This window comes from Spiroplasma endosymbiont of Crioceris asparagi (assembly GCF_964020035.1).
Taxonomy (GTDB): domain Bacteria; phylum Bacillota_I; class Bacilli_A; order Mycoplasmatales; family Mycoplasmataceae; genus TIUS-1.
In genome coordinates, this window is record NZ_OZ026475.1 from 418,664 (window position 1) to 435,653 (window position 16,990).

Below are 16,990 nucleotides of genomic sequence, written 5' to 3' on the forward strand. Positions count from 1 at the left end.
TTATAATTAGTTGTTTAATAATTACCAACGACTAACTATAAAGATTTTGAAGCTTCTTCATTAATAGTTACTTTAAATCCCAATTTAATTGCATCATCAAATGTTGCTTGTACACAAACATTTCTAGCTAAACCACAAATCTCTACTTCATCAACATTATTATTTTGTAAAAAATTTTTTAAACTTGATTCTACATTTTCTGCAATATAAAAAGCAGAATAGCTATCTTCGTTTTGCTTTATACCTTTTTTAATTAAAATGTCTGGTTGATTATTTAATAAAATTTCAGCGCCTTTTTGGTCCTGAACACAATGTTCTCCTCATTTTTTAAATGAAATATGATTTTGAGGATGTCAATCCATTGAATAAGCAACAAGTCAATTATTTTTTCTAAAAAATGTAATTCTGTCTTCAATTATATCCTTAATTGCTTCTCCACCCTTTACATACAAAGCGCCTTTGGGGTTAGCAAAATCATATTGATAATCTACAACTATTAAACACTTCATCATTTATTTTTTACTAAACTTTGCTTTTAAGGCAGAAAAGTCAATTTTGTCTTTTATATATCAATTGTAGATTCCTAAGAAAGTTGTACATAAGTAAATAAAACTTTGTAATGCAAGAACATATTGTGATCCACCGCCATCACTTGGAATCATATATTTAACAACTGAAAATATATTAACTAATAATCATGAAATATATTGTGCTTGTGATTTTAATGCTTGTAATGCAATACCAGCAATATAACAAGATGAAGTAAATGAATCATATCAAATAACTTGGTGATTAGTGCTATCTACATAATTGTCATGTGCAACATGTTTATGTAATCAATAAAGTTCAATTTTAAATAAATATGTAAATAGCGCAGTAATTGCTAATATAATTAATCCTAAAATGATTTTTTTTCATGGTGTATTTATTCTTTTTTTATCTTCAAATTCTAAATTTTGTGATTTCGCTCAGTTGAATCAACCAATTATTAATACTGGTAAAATAAAGAATAACATAATTTGAAAGTCACCTAACATTTTAATGTTAAAGGCATAAATTACAAAAGTAATTACATTTAATACTGATCAAAAGAATGAAGATATTGCTTTTTCGGCAACCATAATAACGGCAATAATTCCAGTTATTGAAGTAAAAATATTCATTGATTGAAAAATCACATTAATAACAGGTACATTGATATAAGTATTTTTATTGTGATATGCTTGATAAAATTTAAATATGTTATTTTTGTTTTCATCTAATAAATGATTTGAATCATTCATTCATAGTTGAATATCAAATATTCCCAGAAACAAAAATATTAGAGATGATACATATATTGCTATTTTAGTATATTTATTTAAGGCTTTAAATTCACTGATGACATTATAAAACCCTAAAAAATTTATTTTTCTTAGTTTTTTCATTTAATTCCTTTTTCATTTAGTAATATTGTAAATGATTTTGGCAAATTTGATGAAAAAATAATTTTTTTATTTTTAGTAGGATGCTGAAATTCTAAATAATAAGCGTGCAAATATTGTCCAAAACTATAATTTTTATCTTTTTCATATCCATAAACATGGTCCCCTATAATTGGATGATTAATATATTTAAAGTGGACTCTGATTTGATGTGTTCTTCCAGTTAGAATTTCACACTCAACCAAAGTACAATCTTCTCCCCTTCCAACTACTTCAAATAACGTAATTGCTTCTTTAGAATTTTTGGATGTAACTTCCATTTTTTTACGATCTGATGAACTTCTACCAATTGGTGCAACAATTCGTCCTTTATTTTCTTTAATTACGCCATTAACTAAAGCAAGATATTTCTTTTTAACTTCACGATTTTTGAATGCTTCTGATAATATTTTATGAGAATTATCATTTTTAGCAACAACCATTAAACCAGTTGTCATTTTATCTAGTCTGTGAACTATTCCTGGACGTTTTTCTCCACCAATTGAAGATAAGTCTTTAATTTTAAACAATAAACCATTAACTAATGTATTTTCATAATTTTCAGGAGCTGGATGAACTGTTAAATCATTTGGTTTATCAACAACGATAATATCTTTATCTTCATAAACTACTTCAAACTTAATATCTTTTGGCAAAATGCTACTATCAGTTGGTTCTTCAATGTTTATTTGAATTACATCATCTTGAGATAATTTATAATTTGCAGGTTTTAAAATACCATTTACTAATATTTGATTATTATCAATCATTTTTTGAATAATTGTTCTTGAAAAATCAAACTCACTTTTTAGAGTCTCCACTAAATATTTATCTAAACGCATAGGTTCACCTACAAATAATAAACTAATTTCTTGTGTCATCTAATCCTTTATAATCATTTTTAATATCATTTCTTTGTTTTAGATATTCTTTATAACTCATTTTTTTTAAAACTGGAATTGGATATCATTTTTGATTTTCATAATATTTTTTTACATCTAATAATTTTGTATTCATTTCTAAATGCTGTGCATATTTTTCTGGTGAATATTTTTTTGCAGAATATTCTTTAGCAGCTTCAATAAGAGATAATATAATCAAAATCATTAGAAAAATAACTCCAACATATACAAAAACATCCGCAAGATTAAATGAATAAAGTCGTAAATTTGGGAAGATATTCATAAAGGTTCCTCATGCAATAAAATCAATCACACTTCCACCGGCAAATGCTCTACCCAAAGTGTTTCCCATGCTTCCGCCAATCATTAAAGAAAAAGCAATTAGCATTGATGTTTGATTCACAAATATAAACGCAATTAAAATACAAATTGTGGTTATTACCGCAATTGTAATCGCCTTTGATGACTCATCCGCTCACATTCCTTTAGCTGATCCTGAATTTAATAAATAGTTTCAATTTATAAATCAGTTAATAAAGTTTTTTTCACCAGCATTTTGTAAACTATGTTTAGCCCATAGTTTTGTAATTATATCTATAAAAATTAAAATTATGATTAAGGGAAATAATACTCTTAATTTAAAATTAAATCTATAATAGTTTTTTTTAAGATAAAAAACAGAATTTTTAACAATGGGATTAATTTTATTTTTTATTTTTTCAAAATAATTTTTATTTTTATTCATTTAAATTTTTAACCACACTTTCACAACGCATACAAATAGAATCATTATTTAAAATGTCAAAAATTGCTCAGCATCTTTCACATTTCAAACCATTTTTTGGTTCTATTTCAATTTTTATTTCATTTTGATTATCTAAAAAAATGATTGAATTTACAATTAAAATTTGGTTTAAACTTTCGATATCTTTTATAAAATTAAATTCATCAGAAAGATTAACTTTTAATGATGCTTCAAATCCTTTTCTAATTATTTTATCTTGTCTAGCACTTTCTAACGCAACGTTGACTAAATCTCTAAATTTAAGAAATTTATTTCACTTTTCAACAAATTTATCTTTTTGTTTAAAATCTTGTTTTCTTAAATCTAATAAGTGAACTGATTTTTCTTTTTGAATAAATAAAATGTTTTTATAAACTTCTTCAGTTGTATGAGGAATAATTGGTTTTAAAACATCAATTAACATTCATAATTGTTCATACATAACTGTTTGTACTTGTCTTCTTCTTAAAGAGTCAGCATTTTCTACATATAAAATATCTTTTATAAAATCTAAATAGAATGATGATAAATCATTAATCACATAATTATTAATCAACTTATATGCATTATTAAATGAGTATGTCTCAAATGCATCAGCAATTTTTTCTTTAGTTAAAGTTAAATTATTTAAAGCAAATTCATCAACTTCTAATAATGTTTTTTGATAATGTTTATTTGGATCAAAATCAAATAAGTTAGATATTAAAAATCTCAATGTGTTTCTAATTTTTCTATATGATTCTCCAACTTGTTTTAAAATATTATCACCAATTCTTTGATCATCGGTGTAATCTGTTGAACATACTCATAATCTTAAAATGTCTGCCCCTTGTAAATCACAAATTTTTAATGGGTCAATTGTATTGCCAATTGATTTAGACATTTTTTTACCTTTTTCATCATTTGTCATTCCATGAGTAATTAAAAATTTATATGCAACTGTTTCATCATAAATAATTGAATTAATCATTGATGAGTTAAATCATCCACGGTATTGATCATTACCTTCTAAATACACATCAAAAGGCGCCTCATAACCATAAACTTCTCTCATCACAATATTTGAAGCACCAGAATCAAATCAAACATCTAAAATATCTGTTTCTTTTTTAAATTCTTGACCTTTAAATTTTGAAGGTAAAAAATTGTCACATGGTTCAACAAATCAAGCATTAGTCCCTTTTTGCTCAATGATAGATATTGCATAGTTAATAATTTCTGCATTCATAACTGGTTGATTGTTTTTATCGAAAAAAGCAACAATTGGCACTCCCCATAGTCTTTGACGAGAAATTGTTCAATCATTTCTTTCTTTAATAATGTTTCTTAATCTTTCTTTTGATCAAGCCGGTTTAGTTTCTACATTTTTAAGAATTTTTTTATCGATGATAGTCTTAATTTTTTCAATATTTACAAATCATTGATTTGTTGCACGATAAATAACTGGTTTTTTACTTCTTCAATCATGAGGATAAGAGTGTTTTAAAAATTCTAATTTTAATAAATTACCTTTTTCTTTTAAAGTTATACCCACAATTTTATTTGAATCTTCATAAAAAATACCTTCTAATTTAGAATCATTGATTTCTTTAGTAAATTTACCTTGATCATCAATTGGCACAAATGGTTTTATATTATTTTCTTTAACTATTTTAAAATCGTCTTCTCCAAAACCACCAGCAATATGAACCATTCCAGTTCCAGTTATATCAGTTACATGATGACCTAAAACAACTTTTCCCTTTTTATCAGTAAATCATGGATGAAAATATTCTTTTCCTAATAAATCATGATGCTTAATTTTTCCTTTAATATCATATTTTTCTCAACCAAATTTAACTGCTGCACTTTCTAATAAATTTTCAGCAATTACATAGTCTTCATTAGAATTTTGTGGTCTAACTTTGATATATTCAATTTTTTCTGAAATAGCAACTAGTTGATTTGAAGGAATTGTTCAAGGTGTTGTAGTTCAAATAATTAAATTTAAATTATCTTCTCCAATAACTTTTAAAGACACATAAATCGAAGCACTTCTAACATCTTGATATTCAATTTCAGCTTCTGCTAATGCTGATTCTAAAGTCGGTGATCAATATACTGGTTTAAAATCACGATATACTAAATTTTTTTCTACCATTTTGGCATATAGTTTTAATTGCGCAACTTCATAATTATGGTTTAATGTTAAATATTTTTTTTCATAATCTGTAAAAATTCCAAGTCTTTTAAATTGCTCAGTTTGAATATTTACTTGTTCTAAGGCATATTCTTTACACAATGTTCTAAATTCATCTGGTGATAAATCTTTTCTATTAATACCTTTTGTTTTGATTATTGCTGACTCTATTGGTAAACCATGAGTATCTCAACCCATAATATATTCTGAATTATATCCATTACTAAATTTTCATCTTACAATAAAGTCTTTTAAAATTTTATTTAACGCATGACCAACATGAATATTTCCATTAGCATATGGTGGACCATCATGCAAAATAAATTTTTTATTCTTTTTGTTTTTTGCTAATTTAGTTTTATAAATATCGTTTAATAATCACTCTTTTTGATAATCAACCTCTTTAGTTTTTAAATTAGCTTTCATTTCAAAATCTGTTTTACCAATTAATAGTGTGTCTTTATAAGATTTCTTTTCCATTTTGAACTCCTTTTTTAAATTTATGCAATTTTACAAAATAAACAATAAAACTCATTATTCAAATTACCAATCAAATAATAAGTGGTATTAAGATTACAAAATCAGTTAATTGAACATTTTGATCTTCATCCATACCAGTTGTAAATAATAAAGCAATTGAGACGACTAGTGAAAGCACACCCGTAACTCCAATAATTCATCAAATCATTGAATCCATTTTTTTAAAAAATTGATAACATTGTTGATGCATTTTTACTTTAGCTCTATTAAAAATTCCAGCAGATGGTTTTTTAGCTACTATTAATTCTTTTTCATTTAATATTTCTGTGTAGCATAATACACATTTAATTTTTTCCATTTTGTCCCTTCAAAATAAAAACGCCCCTATAATAAAGGAGCGTTAACAACGCGGTACCATCCTTATTTACAATAATTTATAATTGCCTTAATTAGAGTATTTACTTGTAAAAAAATAAGTGATAATTAATTATTTAGTTTACTAACTCACACCACCCGTTAGATCTCTGAAAAACTTTAATAATAATTGTGTCTTATTTATACAATATATATTATCAAATTTGCCATAATAGTTAAACACATTTTCATGTTTTATTAACTAAAATATTGTTATAAAATAATTTTAGAGAGGTGGATTTAAATGGAAGACAAAAAAACATGCGAATGCTGTTCAAAAGAAACATGCAAAGATCAAAAACAATGTTGTTCAGATTCAAATAAATGTAAAACAAAAGAATGTGACAAGTGTAACTGTTAGATAATAAAAACCTTGGTTAATTCAAGGTTTTTATTATCTCTGAAATTTTATTACTTGAAAATTCTTTAACTTCTAAAAATTGCTTCTCATTAGATTTAGAACCTAGAATATCACTAACTATTTTTATTGCATTAATTTCTTTTTTTAATCGGAATGCTGCTTGTGCAAAACCAGCTAGTTCCATATCAAATAATTCAATATTTGGTTCAATTGGTTTAACTATTGAATTATATTTATCAAAACCATTAATAAAAACATCACTTGAACAAATATTAGCTGTGTTATATTCGTTTTTAATACCTTTAAGGGTATAGAAAGCGGGCATTTGAGGAACTTGTCCCATTTTATAACCAAACCCTGTAGCATCAACATTACCAAGATAAACATTTTTAATGTTTAAAATATCTTTTATGTTTAAAACATTTGAATTACATCCAACCATTCCAAAGTTAATATATTCTGATATTTCATAATTAGAATCAACTCATGTTAATGCGCTTCCTGCATTAACTAACCCTATTTGAGAAATTAATAGAAAAAATTGATCATTTTCATACACTTCGTATGGTTGCTTTTGAATTAATTTAAATTGGTGTTCTTTAATTGTGTGTGCTGCTTCATCAAACATTGCAAATAACAAACATTTTTTCATTATAATCATTCCTTAAATATTTTGATATATGCCATTTTAACTACTTGTGCCAATAATACATACCCTATTCCAAAACCGATGGCAATTGGAATGAAATAATAAGATGGTCTTTCCATTTTGATGTATTTACTTACATTAGTGTATGGTAATAAAAATGCCATTAAAATAATAAATATTGAAGAAAGTAAAACTATCATTGCTGGTTTAGAATTAATAAATGGAATTTTTTGTGTTCTATAAACTTGCACAATTGCTGTTTGGGTTAATAAACCAACAATAAATCATGATGCATTAAATTGAGCAATATCAAAATCAGATGGTGCATTACCTTGACCAATTTTAAAGATAAATAACAAAGTAACAAAAGTTAAAACATCAAATATTGAACTCACTGAACCATTTATAGCTGCAAATTTAATCAAGTTATTTGATTTCAATTTTTGCGGTTTTTGTAAATATTCATAGTCAACTTTGTCAACAATTAAAGCAAATTGAGTAATGTCATATAATAAATTTTGAATTAATAAATGAATTGGTTGCATTGGATTAAAACTTAAAATAAATAGAGCAATTAAAATACTTAAAACATTACCAAAATTTGAAGCAATTGTTACTTTAATATATTTAAGCATATTAGCCAAACATGACCTTCCCTTAATAACACCATCTTCTAGTACCATTAAGTTATCTTCCATCAAAATAACATCTGCAGCATCTTGAGCAATATTAGAGGCATCTGCAAAAGAAATTGCGACATCTGATGCCCTTAATACAGGAGCATCATTAATTCCATCTCCCATAAATCCAACAACGTGACCTAAACCTTTTAATGTATTAATAATTCTCGCTTTATGCAATGGTGATAATTTAACAAAGACATTTGCACGCATAACAATTCTTTCTAAATCAAAATCATCCATTCGATCAATTTCAACACCAGTAACTAAACTTGTAATTTTAAAATCAACTTTATTACAAATAGCTTTTGTAATAATTTCATTGTCCCCTGTTAAAATTTTGGTTTCGACACCAAGAGTTGCTAATCTACGAATAATTTTTTTTGAAGTGGTTTTAGGTTCATCAAAAAATGAGCCAAAACCATAGAACACCATTTCTTCTTCAATATCATCATCATCAACAAGTTTATGTGCAATACCAATAACACGATAACCTTCTAAACTTTTTTTTATGTATGTGTCATGAATATCTTGTTTAACTTTATCATTTAATTCTTCAACAGTTTTACCATTAAAAAACTTTGTACATAATTTAAGTACTTCTTCAACGGCACCTTTTGTAACACATTGTTTTTGGTTATCTTTTTCATAAATAACTGATAAAATTTTTCTTTCAAAATTAAAAGGAATTTCTCATGATTTTTTATATTCTAATATTTTTGGTCTTGATATTGTTTCAGATGCTAATACTGCATTATCAATTGGATTTGTAAACCCTGTTTGAAAGTATGAATTAAAATATAATAATTCTTCAATATAAATATTTTTAACTCCTCTAATGTCACAAACATCACTTAAATTTATTTCACCACTAGTAATTGTTCCCGTTTTGTCTGAACATAAAATATCAATTGCTCCTAAATTTTGAACAGCATTTAAATTTTTAACAATTACATTTTTGTTTTTTATTTTTTTATAACAATATGAAAGATTAGCTGTCACAATCATTGGCAACATTTCGGGAGTAATTCCAACAGCAATCGCAATTGCATAAATTGTTGCATTAATTCATGGTTTGTCCTTATGGTTTATTAAATCCAATTTTAGTCCTTGAGCAATTAGCACAAATGGAATAACAACCAACATAAATAAAATGATAATTAATGTAATTTTTTTAATACCTTTTTCAAATGAAGAAGGTTCTCTTTTCTCTTTTGTTTTTGAAGAAATAGTTGCAAAATATGTATTTTGACCAGTTGAGACAACTATGGCAATTGCACTTCCTGAAGTTACAGTTGTTCCCATATAACAAACATCTTCAAATTCTAAATAATTTTCTTGCTTATTAGTTGATTTTTTACTTACAGGAAATGATTCTCCTGTTAAAGAAGCTTGGTCTACATATAAATTATTTGATCATAAAATTTTTACATCAGCTGGAATAATATCACCATTTGAAAGATATACAACATCACCAATAACTAAATCACTTTTATCAATTTTCTGGGATTCTCTTACAAAAATTACTGAGTTTGAATTTGTAATACTTGCTAATTTTGTTTCTGGATTTCTAATAACCTTTGTATATTGAATATTATCAAAAAACATTTTCTTCATAACAATATGGGATTTAACTTCTTGAAAAAAACCAATTGATCCAGACAAAACTATCATAGTAAGAATTATTAGTGCCCCCACTAAATCCACAATATCTCGTTCTTCGGGTGCTCCTTTAAAATATTCATAAAAACTATAAATATTAATAAATGTTAAAATTAAATTAAATGGCCCAAAAAAAGTTTTTAAAAATACCATAAAAAAATTAAATCTTTTTTCTTTAATTTCATTATCACCGTATTTTTCTTTTATGTCGAAGACTTGTTTTGAATTTAAACCAAAATTCTCAAGATTAAATTCTTTAAGAATTTGTGCTTGAGATAAGTTTGTGTATTTTATAGGACCTTCCGGAACAATTATTTTACGTTTGGTTTTTTTAAACATAATCTACTCCATTTGTTATAAATTATTATAACAAAGAAACATAACAATAATTTTTTAGACACCTCTTTTAAAGATGGTAATTAAATAATTTTTTAAATAAAAAAAACTAGCATTATCTAGTTTTTTTATTTTTATTTTCTAATGTAATTTCATATCGGAATATCTATGTTTGCTAATTTTTATTGATTATCAGCAATGGCCCCGTCCGTTCTTGAACATTCTTGAATGTTTGGATTTTTAGAAATTAATTCAATAATAACATTTAATTCTTCTATGTTATTTATAGATAAAGTAATCTCTCCACCAAATGTTTCTGCTTTTGAATATTTTTTTAAAGCTACTTTAACAATTTCTTCTCTTGGCATAATGATTTCATAAATTGAATCAATTACTGTTTTTTCATCTTTTGCTAAAATAAATATTTGTGTTAAATAAGATTTATTTTTAATATTTTTGGGATCTCATTTAGCATCAATAATTGCTTCTTCATCTTTGTTAATGGCATTTGATTTTTTAACTGCATCACATTTACGTTTATGAATATAAATTTTTTCATTATTATATACAATCGCAACAATATCTTCACTTGGAATTGGCATACAACAAGATGAGAAAACATAATCCATTCCCTTCATACCTTCAATAATGACATCATTTTTTGTGCTATTTATAACAAAATTATTTTTTTCCAATGCATCAATTTCAGATTTTTTAATGTTACTTCTTAAATTATTAAGTTCTTTGATTCCTGATTCTTTCAAATAAATTAAACGTGTGGCATTTTCAATTGTGAATGCTCCATAACCAACATCTAATAAGAATGCATGTACTGAAGGATAACCAATTTTTTGACATCTTGATAGCAACTCATCAACAGAACATAATTGATTTTGAAGTTTTTTAGCAGCAATATAATCATCAATATTCATTTTAACTTTTCTGATTAATTTCATATTTTCAACTTCTTGTTTTTCACGTTCTTTTTGTTCATCAACTGCAATATATGCTTCAATTTCTTTTTTAGCAATAACTGTTTTAACTGATTTTAGTCATTTTCTTGATGGTTTAGCATTAGGGTCTGTAATGATTTCTACAACATCTCCTGAATCAAGTGTTTTAGTAATTTGACTATATTGACCATTTATTTTAGCTTTAGCAATTTTATTACCAACATCATTTCCAATTTTGTAAGCTAGATCAATTGGTGTTGATTTTTTTGGCAATGTTCAAACCTTTTGATCTGGAGTAACAACAAAAATGGTTCCAGATAAATAATCACCAAGAACAATTTCTTCAATATCATTTTGTTGTGTCATACTCAAGTTTGAATTATTCATGTAATCTTCTTCTGAATGGAATACATCAAATTCATCAAAATTTGCTGTAGCATTAGTTGTTTTTTCTAACATTAATAATCTTGCAAACATGTCAATTTTTTCTTCTTCAGCATTTGAATTTCCAAGATTTTTGTTATCTTTTTTATCGCCCTCTTTATATTTTCAATGAGCAGCAATTCCAAATTCAGCCACTTCATTCATGTCAAAAGTTCTAATCTGAATTTCAAAAACATTTCCATCTTTATTCACAACGTTTGTATGAATTGATTGATACAAGTTATTTTTAGGATTTGCAATGTAATCTTTAAATCTATTAAAAATTGGTACAAACATTTCATGAACAATTCCCAATATTCTATAACAATCAAGTTTATTTTCTGTAATTATACGTACAGCCATTATGTCATAAATTTCATCAAATTCTTTATTTAAAAAATTTACCTTACGATAAATTGAGTTGATTGTTTTTGCTCTTCCAAAAACAATAGTATTACCTATTGATCTTTCATTTTCTATTCTTTTATTAATAGATTCAACAATGTCATTCATTTCTTTTTTAAAATCGGCTTTGTAAAAATCTAATTTTTCTTGAATTTTCGCATAACCTTCAGGATTAAGAATTTTAAAACAACTATCTTCTAAAAGATCTTTAGCAATTTTTAAACCCAATCTTGCTGCTAACGGAACAAAAATTTCAAGAGTTTCTTTAGCAATTTTAATTTGTTTTTCTGGTTTTTGAAATTCTAAAGTTAAAATATTATGCATTCTATCAGCAATTTTAACAATAATAACTCTTACATCTTGTGACATTGAAACAAATAATTTTTTCAAATATGAACCTTTTATTTTGTCTCGATTTTCTTTAGTAAAATATGAAACTTTAGTAACTGCTTCAACAATCATGGCAACTTCAGGTCCAAAAATCATATTAATTTCACTTTGAACTGTTTTGGTATCTTCAATTGTGTCATGTAATAAACCAGCAATAACTGCATCTGCTGACATTTTTCATTGAGCTAAATAATAAGCACAAGAAAGCGGATGAATTATAAATGGTTCACCGCTTTTTCGTTTTTGGTTAATATGTTTTTCTTCTGCAAAAAAGTATGCATCTTGAATTTTTTTAAGTTCAACTTTATCTTTAATGTATGTTTTGCATTCATCCATCAAATCTTCATAGTCGGTAATTTGGATATACTTAAAATCCTCAGATGGAGTAAGTCGTTTTAATTTTGAATTTGTTTTTGTAATAAATTGTTTTTTAAAATTAAACATAATTTACTCCTCTTTTAGTAATTAATTATACTTTAAAATACTTTCATAGTTTACACCATCAAAAACATCTTCTTCATGTAAGTTAACAAGATCAATTAAAAACACTGATCCCAAAATTTTACCTTTACATTTTTTGACTAACTCAATTTGAGCTTTTGCTGTTCCACCAGTTGCTAATAAGTCATCAACTAAAACAACAGTATCCCCTTCTTTAATGGCATCTTTATGAATTTCTAAACATTCATTGTTATATTCATAAAAATATTCTTGTGAATATGTTTCACGAGGTAATTTGTTCTTTTTTCTAACTGGTACAAATCTTTTATTTGTTGCATATGCAATTGCGCAAGCAAATATAAAACCTCTTGCCTCAGAACCAATAATCACATCTGGATTAAGTTTATTAACAATTTTTGTCATTTCATCAATTGCATATTTAAATGCATCTTTATCATTTAATAATGGTGTTATGTCTTTGAAAACAATTCCTTCTTTAGGAAAATTTTCAACATTTATAATATATTTATCTAATTCTATTTTTTTAGTCATTTATTCCTTCGATAATTTGTTCTTCACCAGAAACCTTAATACCATTAATAAAACGTTTAAACGCTAGACGTCTTCTAATTCGTGATTGCTCTATTTTTAGTAGTAATGGTATTCCAATAAAAGAAATTACAACTCAGCCTATTGCTGTTCCCAATATTAATATTAAACTAAATCCTCAAATTGGTGTTAGCAAAATTGCAAATAGCAAGAATAGGAATAGATATGCTGAGATTACAAATATAAATCTATTAACATTTTCTTTTAAAACATTTAAAGCAATTAATAATAAGTAATTATTGCTTCTTTCATTTTTTCTAATATTTTCTTGAATTTGTAGTTTTTCTGTTTTGTATTCTGATTTTGAAACTAATTTATATTCTTTTAATTCTTTTTTTAATGCAAGTTTTTTTGCTTTAATAATTTGTTTATATTCTTTTAAAATTGATTTTTTGTGTTCTTTATCTTTACTTATTTTGTTATTTCTTTCTAACTTAAGATCAAACACTTCTGAATTAAATTTATTTTTTTGGTTTTTAATATTTTGTTTATGACCATATTTAATTGATTTTAATTTAATAATTTCATTAATTTCATTTTTAAAGTGATTAATTAATGAACTCTCATCTTTAGCTAAAATTTGTGATTGGAATTTAGCAAAAGAAATAATAATTCCCGAAACAAAGAACAAGTACAAGAATCAGCCAGCCATAATAGTAAATAAACCAATTGGTAAATGTAATCCAAAAATAATTGCTGATGTGATTAAAATAAACAAAATTGTTGATAATGCAAGTGCAATAAAGTATGTTCATTTAAATCTTACTATAATATATACACCCAATATTAATACTGAAACAGAAATGGCAATTAATGAATTAACAATAATTTTAATTGAACTACTTGGTATGTGTTTTTTAGAAATAAATCCCCCATTAACTGGGTTATTATTATTTTCATCACTAGTATCAATATTTAGTAAAACAAAATATTTTTTTATTTTGTGAGAATCAGAAGCAGAAATATTTGGAATGTACATTTCAATTCATGATTGTTTGATTTTTGATTCATTGTTTGTATTTTGACCATTGTAATTAAAATCATCACCAGATTTAAATGAAACTTGGCTTTCAACATAACCAACTGAATCACCAATAATTGATTCAAGATAATTCTTGTTGAAATATGATAATTCTAATATGTGTTGTAAAGTTTCACGATCTAATTCATAGCGTTTTTCTTCAGTATTGACATCTGCTGAATCTTTTTTATATTGATCTTCAATGTTTTTTAATTCAGTGTTAAATTTAGCATTAAATTTTTCACTTTTTAAATTTCTAAATGAATCATTTAAAGCTTCATTAATTTTTGTATTTCCAAAAATAATATATGAAACCCCATTAGATAATGATGAATCAAAAACAAACCCTGTTAGTGGTATCACTATTCCCGCGAATATTCCTAAAATTAAAATTGCTAATGCAATTATTTTTGAAGTTAATGATGATTTACGTTTAAAGTTATTTAATTCATATATATTCAATTCTTCTACTTCTTTATTATAAGCACCATCATTAACTGCATTTGGGTTAATGGCGAATTCAACTACTTCAATTCTGTCATTTAACTTACTAATTTTTTTAAGATTTTTTTCTGTACTTACTTTTGATTTTAGAACTTGTAATTGATTTTGGAGTTTTTCATTAAATTTAATTTTTTTTCCGACAAGGGTTGCCTCTTTTTTGGCGACATTTTTTTCATAAATTTCATCAAGTTTTTTAATTTTTGAATCAATTTTTTCAACTTTAGCTAATTGTTTTTTTGATATAGATTTTTGTTTTTGATTAATTAAATTATCTTTTCTAATTGAAAATAAAATTTCAAATTGATTGTTACCTTTAATATTTTTAATAAATAACCAAGGCATTTTTTTAAACACATCAGTTGAAACAATCAATTTACTTAACAACATAAATAATAATTGTCCCATAACAGCAAGTAATACACCGACCATAATTACCATTGCAAATGTTTTTAGTGAACTTGATGACATTCAAAATAAAATTGCACTTGGTAAAAGAATACAAGCTAAAACATCCATAATTAAACCAGCATTTTCTTTAATAGCAATGTTTAAAGACGTTCTGTTTCCGCGCTTATCAATAAAGATATTTTTCTTCATAGAATTAATTATTAGCATTGAAAGCTCAGTATTTAAGGCAAACAAAATAATTGTAGCTAAAATTGTTTCTGGTCCAAAAAATAATGACAATCAACTTGCACCAATTGCTAAAGCGCCAAATGTAATTGCTAGTGCAACAACTAAAACAAATAATCCCAATAATCTATATGCAAATAATAAATACAATGCAATTATTAAGAAAACAAAAGCAACACATCCAATTAAAACTTTAAACTTAGTATTAGAAATTAATGGCGCATTGTTATATATTGAGTTAACACTAAATACATAACCCTTTCCTGAAGAATTAAAAATTGTTTCTCCAATTTTAGCAGTTGAATAAGATCCAACACCAGTAACTAATGAATTACCATTAACATACCCTGTTCCTTTTTTAATTGAAGTGGCTGAAGTTCCTGTTTTTTTAATATCTCCATCAAAAATAAAGTAGTTTTCGATTCTATTAACAAAAGAATCTTCTAAAGATGATTTACTTGTTGTAAATCAATTTCCCACCAATGTGTTAAGTAATGTATTAAAAATTTCTTCGACATAACCAATTTCTTTTTTGTCAGATGGTGCTGATAAATTATATCCCGAGAAAGCTTTTTTATATTTACCTTCATCTTTATTGAAATCATCGGCTGTAGAGTTTGTGTTGTAAATAAAATTTGTTGTTTCAATATCAAATTCTCATGAATCTGCTATTTTTTTAAATGCTTCTTGAAATGTTAATGAACTATCAACTGATTTGGGGAAATTTTTATCCATTAATGATGCACTTTTTCTTGGATTTTGTTTTGATGTATCGTTTTTATCAATATATGTTCCATGAAATAAGTTATAAAGTATATTTTTTTCTAAATCATCAGATGATGTTTCATAAATTGTAATTAATTTATCTATAACATTTGTATAATATTTTGAAATCGCTTTTGACTCACTAATATCATCAGAACGAATTAATAAAAAATAATTACGAATGTCATTAAAAAGTGAATCCGCATCAGATAAAATTGAAATTTTAGCAGAATTAGTATCCCCACCATCTGGGCCCGCTTTTAATTGACTAGGATCATTGGGTTTAGGTGCTGCAGGAAATAAAAAGTCTGCCCCACTTTTTAAATTATATGTAATAGCTGGAAGTTTTTGTGTACCTGATTTAATTGGTGATGAAGTAGCAGAAGAAATTTTGTCACTTAATGGACTTTTTTCGGCAGCGTTTTGTGAATCTTTTAGAGATCTTTTTTTAGTAAATAATAAATCACTATATTTATTTTGTGAATCTTTAGAATCTTTTGACAAAATGTAAACATTACCAGATTTTTCAATATCATTTTTAAATAAAGTTTTATTATTGTAATTTGAAGCTCTTGTTTTAACACGTAAATAATTTAAACCCTCACGTTCAATAGTGATGTCGTTTGTACCTAAGGGGCTTAATCTTTTGTATAAGATTTCTGCCGCTTCTTTGGAATCTCCATTTGGTTTATTATCTCCATCAGTTTTTTTAGAATTAATATTATTAACACTAACTAATGCTTCATAAGTTCCATTAAATGTGGAATCTAATTTTGCACTATTAAAAATTTCAGAAGCAGATATAAATACCCCTGAAACTAAGCATGCAAAAATGGCAATAGCTATAAATAGCCTAAATATTCAATTTCTTTTTTTCACTCTATCACGTTCTTGTTTAATTAACACTATTTATTATAATATAGTAATCAATAATAT

11 protein-coding genes are annotated in these 16,990 nt (G+C 25.5%); all 11 read right to left on the reverse strand.

All coding sequences use genetic code 4. From position 1 onward, the window contains the following. Window positions 1-35 precede the first annotated feature (35 nt). A complete protein-coding gene (locus AACL01_RS01995) occupies window positions 36-512 on the reverse strand; it encodes an isochorismatase family protein (RefSeq protein ID WP_339022374.1) in 477 nt (158 codons plus the stop codon). Beyond that, on the reverse strand, window positions 513-1,427 hold the full coding sequence (gene pnuC / locus AACL01_RS02000) for a nicotinamide riboside transporter PnuC (RefSeq protein WP_339022376.1): 915 nt from the start codon (window positions 1,425-1,427) through the stop codon (window positions 513-515). It abuts the gene before it with no gap. Further along, complete coding sequence (locus AACL01_RS02005; RefSeq protein ID WP_339022377.1) at window positions 1,415-2,344, reverse strand: RluA family pseudouridine synthase; 930 nt, start codon at window positions 2,342-2,344, stop codon at window positions 1,415-1,417. The genes pnuC and AACL01_RS02005 overlap by 13 nt, the downstream gene beginning before the upstream one ends. Further along, window positions 2,328-3,110 (reverse strand): signal peptidase II, encoded by a 783-nt coding sequence (locus AACL01_RS02010; RefSeq protein WP_339022378.1) that lies wholly within the window; start codon window positions 3,108-3,110, stop codon window positions 2,328-2,330. Before AACL01_RS02010 ends, AACL01_RS02005 begins: the two co-directional genes overlap by 17 nt. After that, window positions 3,103-5,808, reverse strand: coding sequence for an isoleucine--tRNA ligase (gene ileS, locus AACL01_RS02015; RefSeq protein ID WP_339022379.1), 2,706 nt, complete (start codon window positions 5,806-5,808; stop codon window positions 3,103-3,105). Before ileS ends, AACL01_RS02010 begins: the two co-directional genes overlap by 8 nt. Continuing rightward, the gene (locus AACL01_RS02020; RefSeq protein WP_339022380.1) at window positions 5,789-6,166 is read right to left on the reverse strand and encodes a hypothetical protein; all 378 of its coding nucleotides are present in this window, start codon (window positions 6,164-6,166) and stop codon (window positions 5,789-5,791) included. The genes ileS and AACL01_RS02020 overlap by 20 nt, the downstream gene beginning before the upstream one ends. Window positions 6,167-6,599: 433 nt before the next feature. Further along, on the reverse strand, window positions 6,600-7,235 hold the full coding sequence (locus tag AACL01_RS02025) for a hypothetical protein (RefSeq protein ID WP_339022381.1): 636 nt from the start codon (window positions 7,233-7,235) through the stop codon (window positions 6,600-6,602). Further along, on the reverse strand, window positions 7,235-9,913 hold the full coding sequence (gene mgtA / locus AACL01_RS02030) for a magnesium-translocating P-type ATPase (RefSeq protein ID WP_339022382.1): 2,679 nt from the start codon (window positions 9,911-9,913) through the stop codon (window positions 7,235-7,237). The genes AACL01_RS02025 and mgtA overlap by 1 nt, the downstream gene beginning before the upstream one ends. A gap of 179 nt (window positions 9,914-10,092) precedes the next feature. Beyond that, window positions 10,093-12,525 carry a RelA/SpoT family protein gene (locus AACL01_RS02035; protein WP_339022384.1) on the reverse strand — a complete coding sequence of 811 codons (2,433 nt, stop codon included), beginning with the start codon at window positions 12,523-12,525 and terminating at the stop codon, window positions 10,093-10,095. Window positions 12,526-12,546: 21 nt separating this feature from the next. Next, window positions 12,547-13,062 (reverse strand): adenine phosphoribosyltransferase, encoded by a 516-nt coding sequence (locus AACL01_RS02040; protein WP_422397973.1) that lies wholly within the window; start codon window positions 13,060-13,062, stop codon window positions 12,547-12,549. A gap of 4 nt (window positions 13,063-13,066) precedes the next feature. Continuing rightward, window positions 13,067-16,933, reverse strand: coding sequence for a protein translocase SecDF, variant type (locus AACL01_RS02045; protein WP_339022386.1), 3,867 nt, complete (start codon window positions 16,931-16,933; stop codon window positions 13,067-13,069). Window positions 16,934-16,990: the final 57 nt, after the last annotated feature.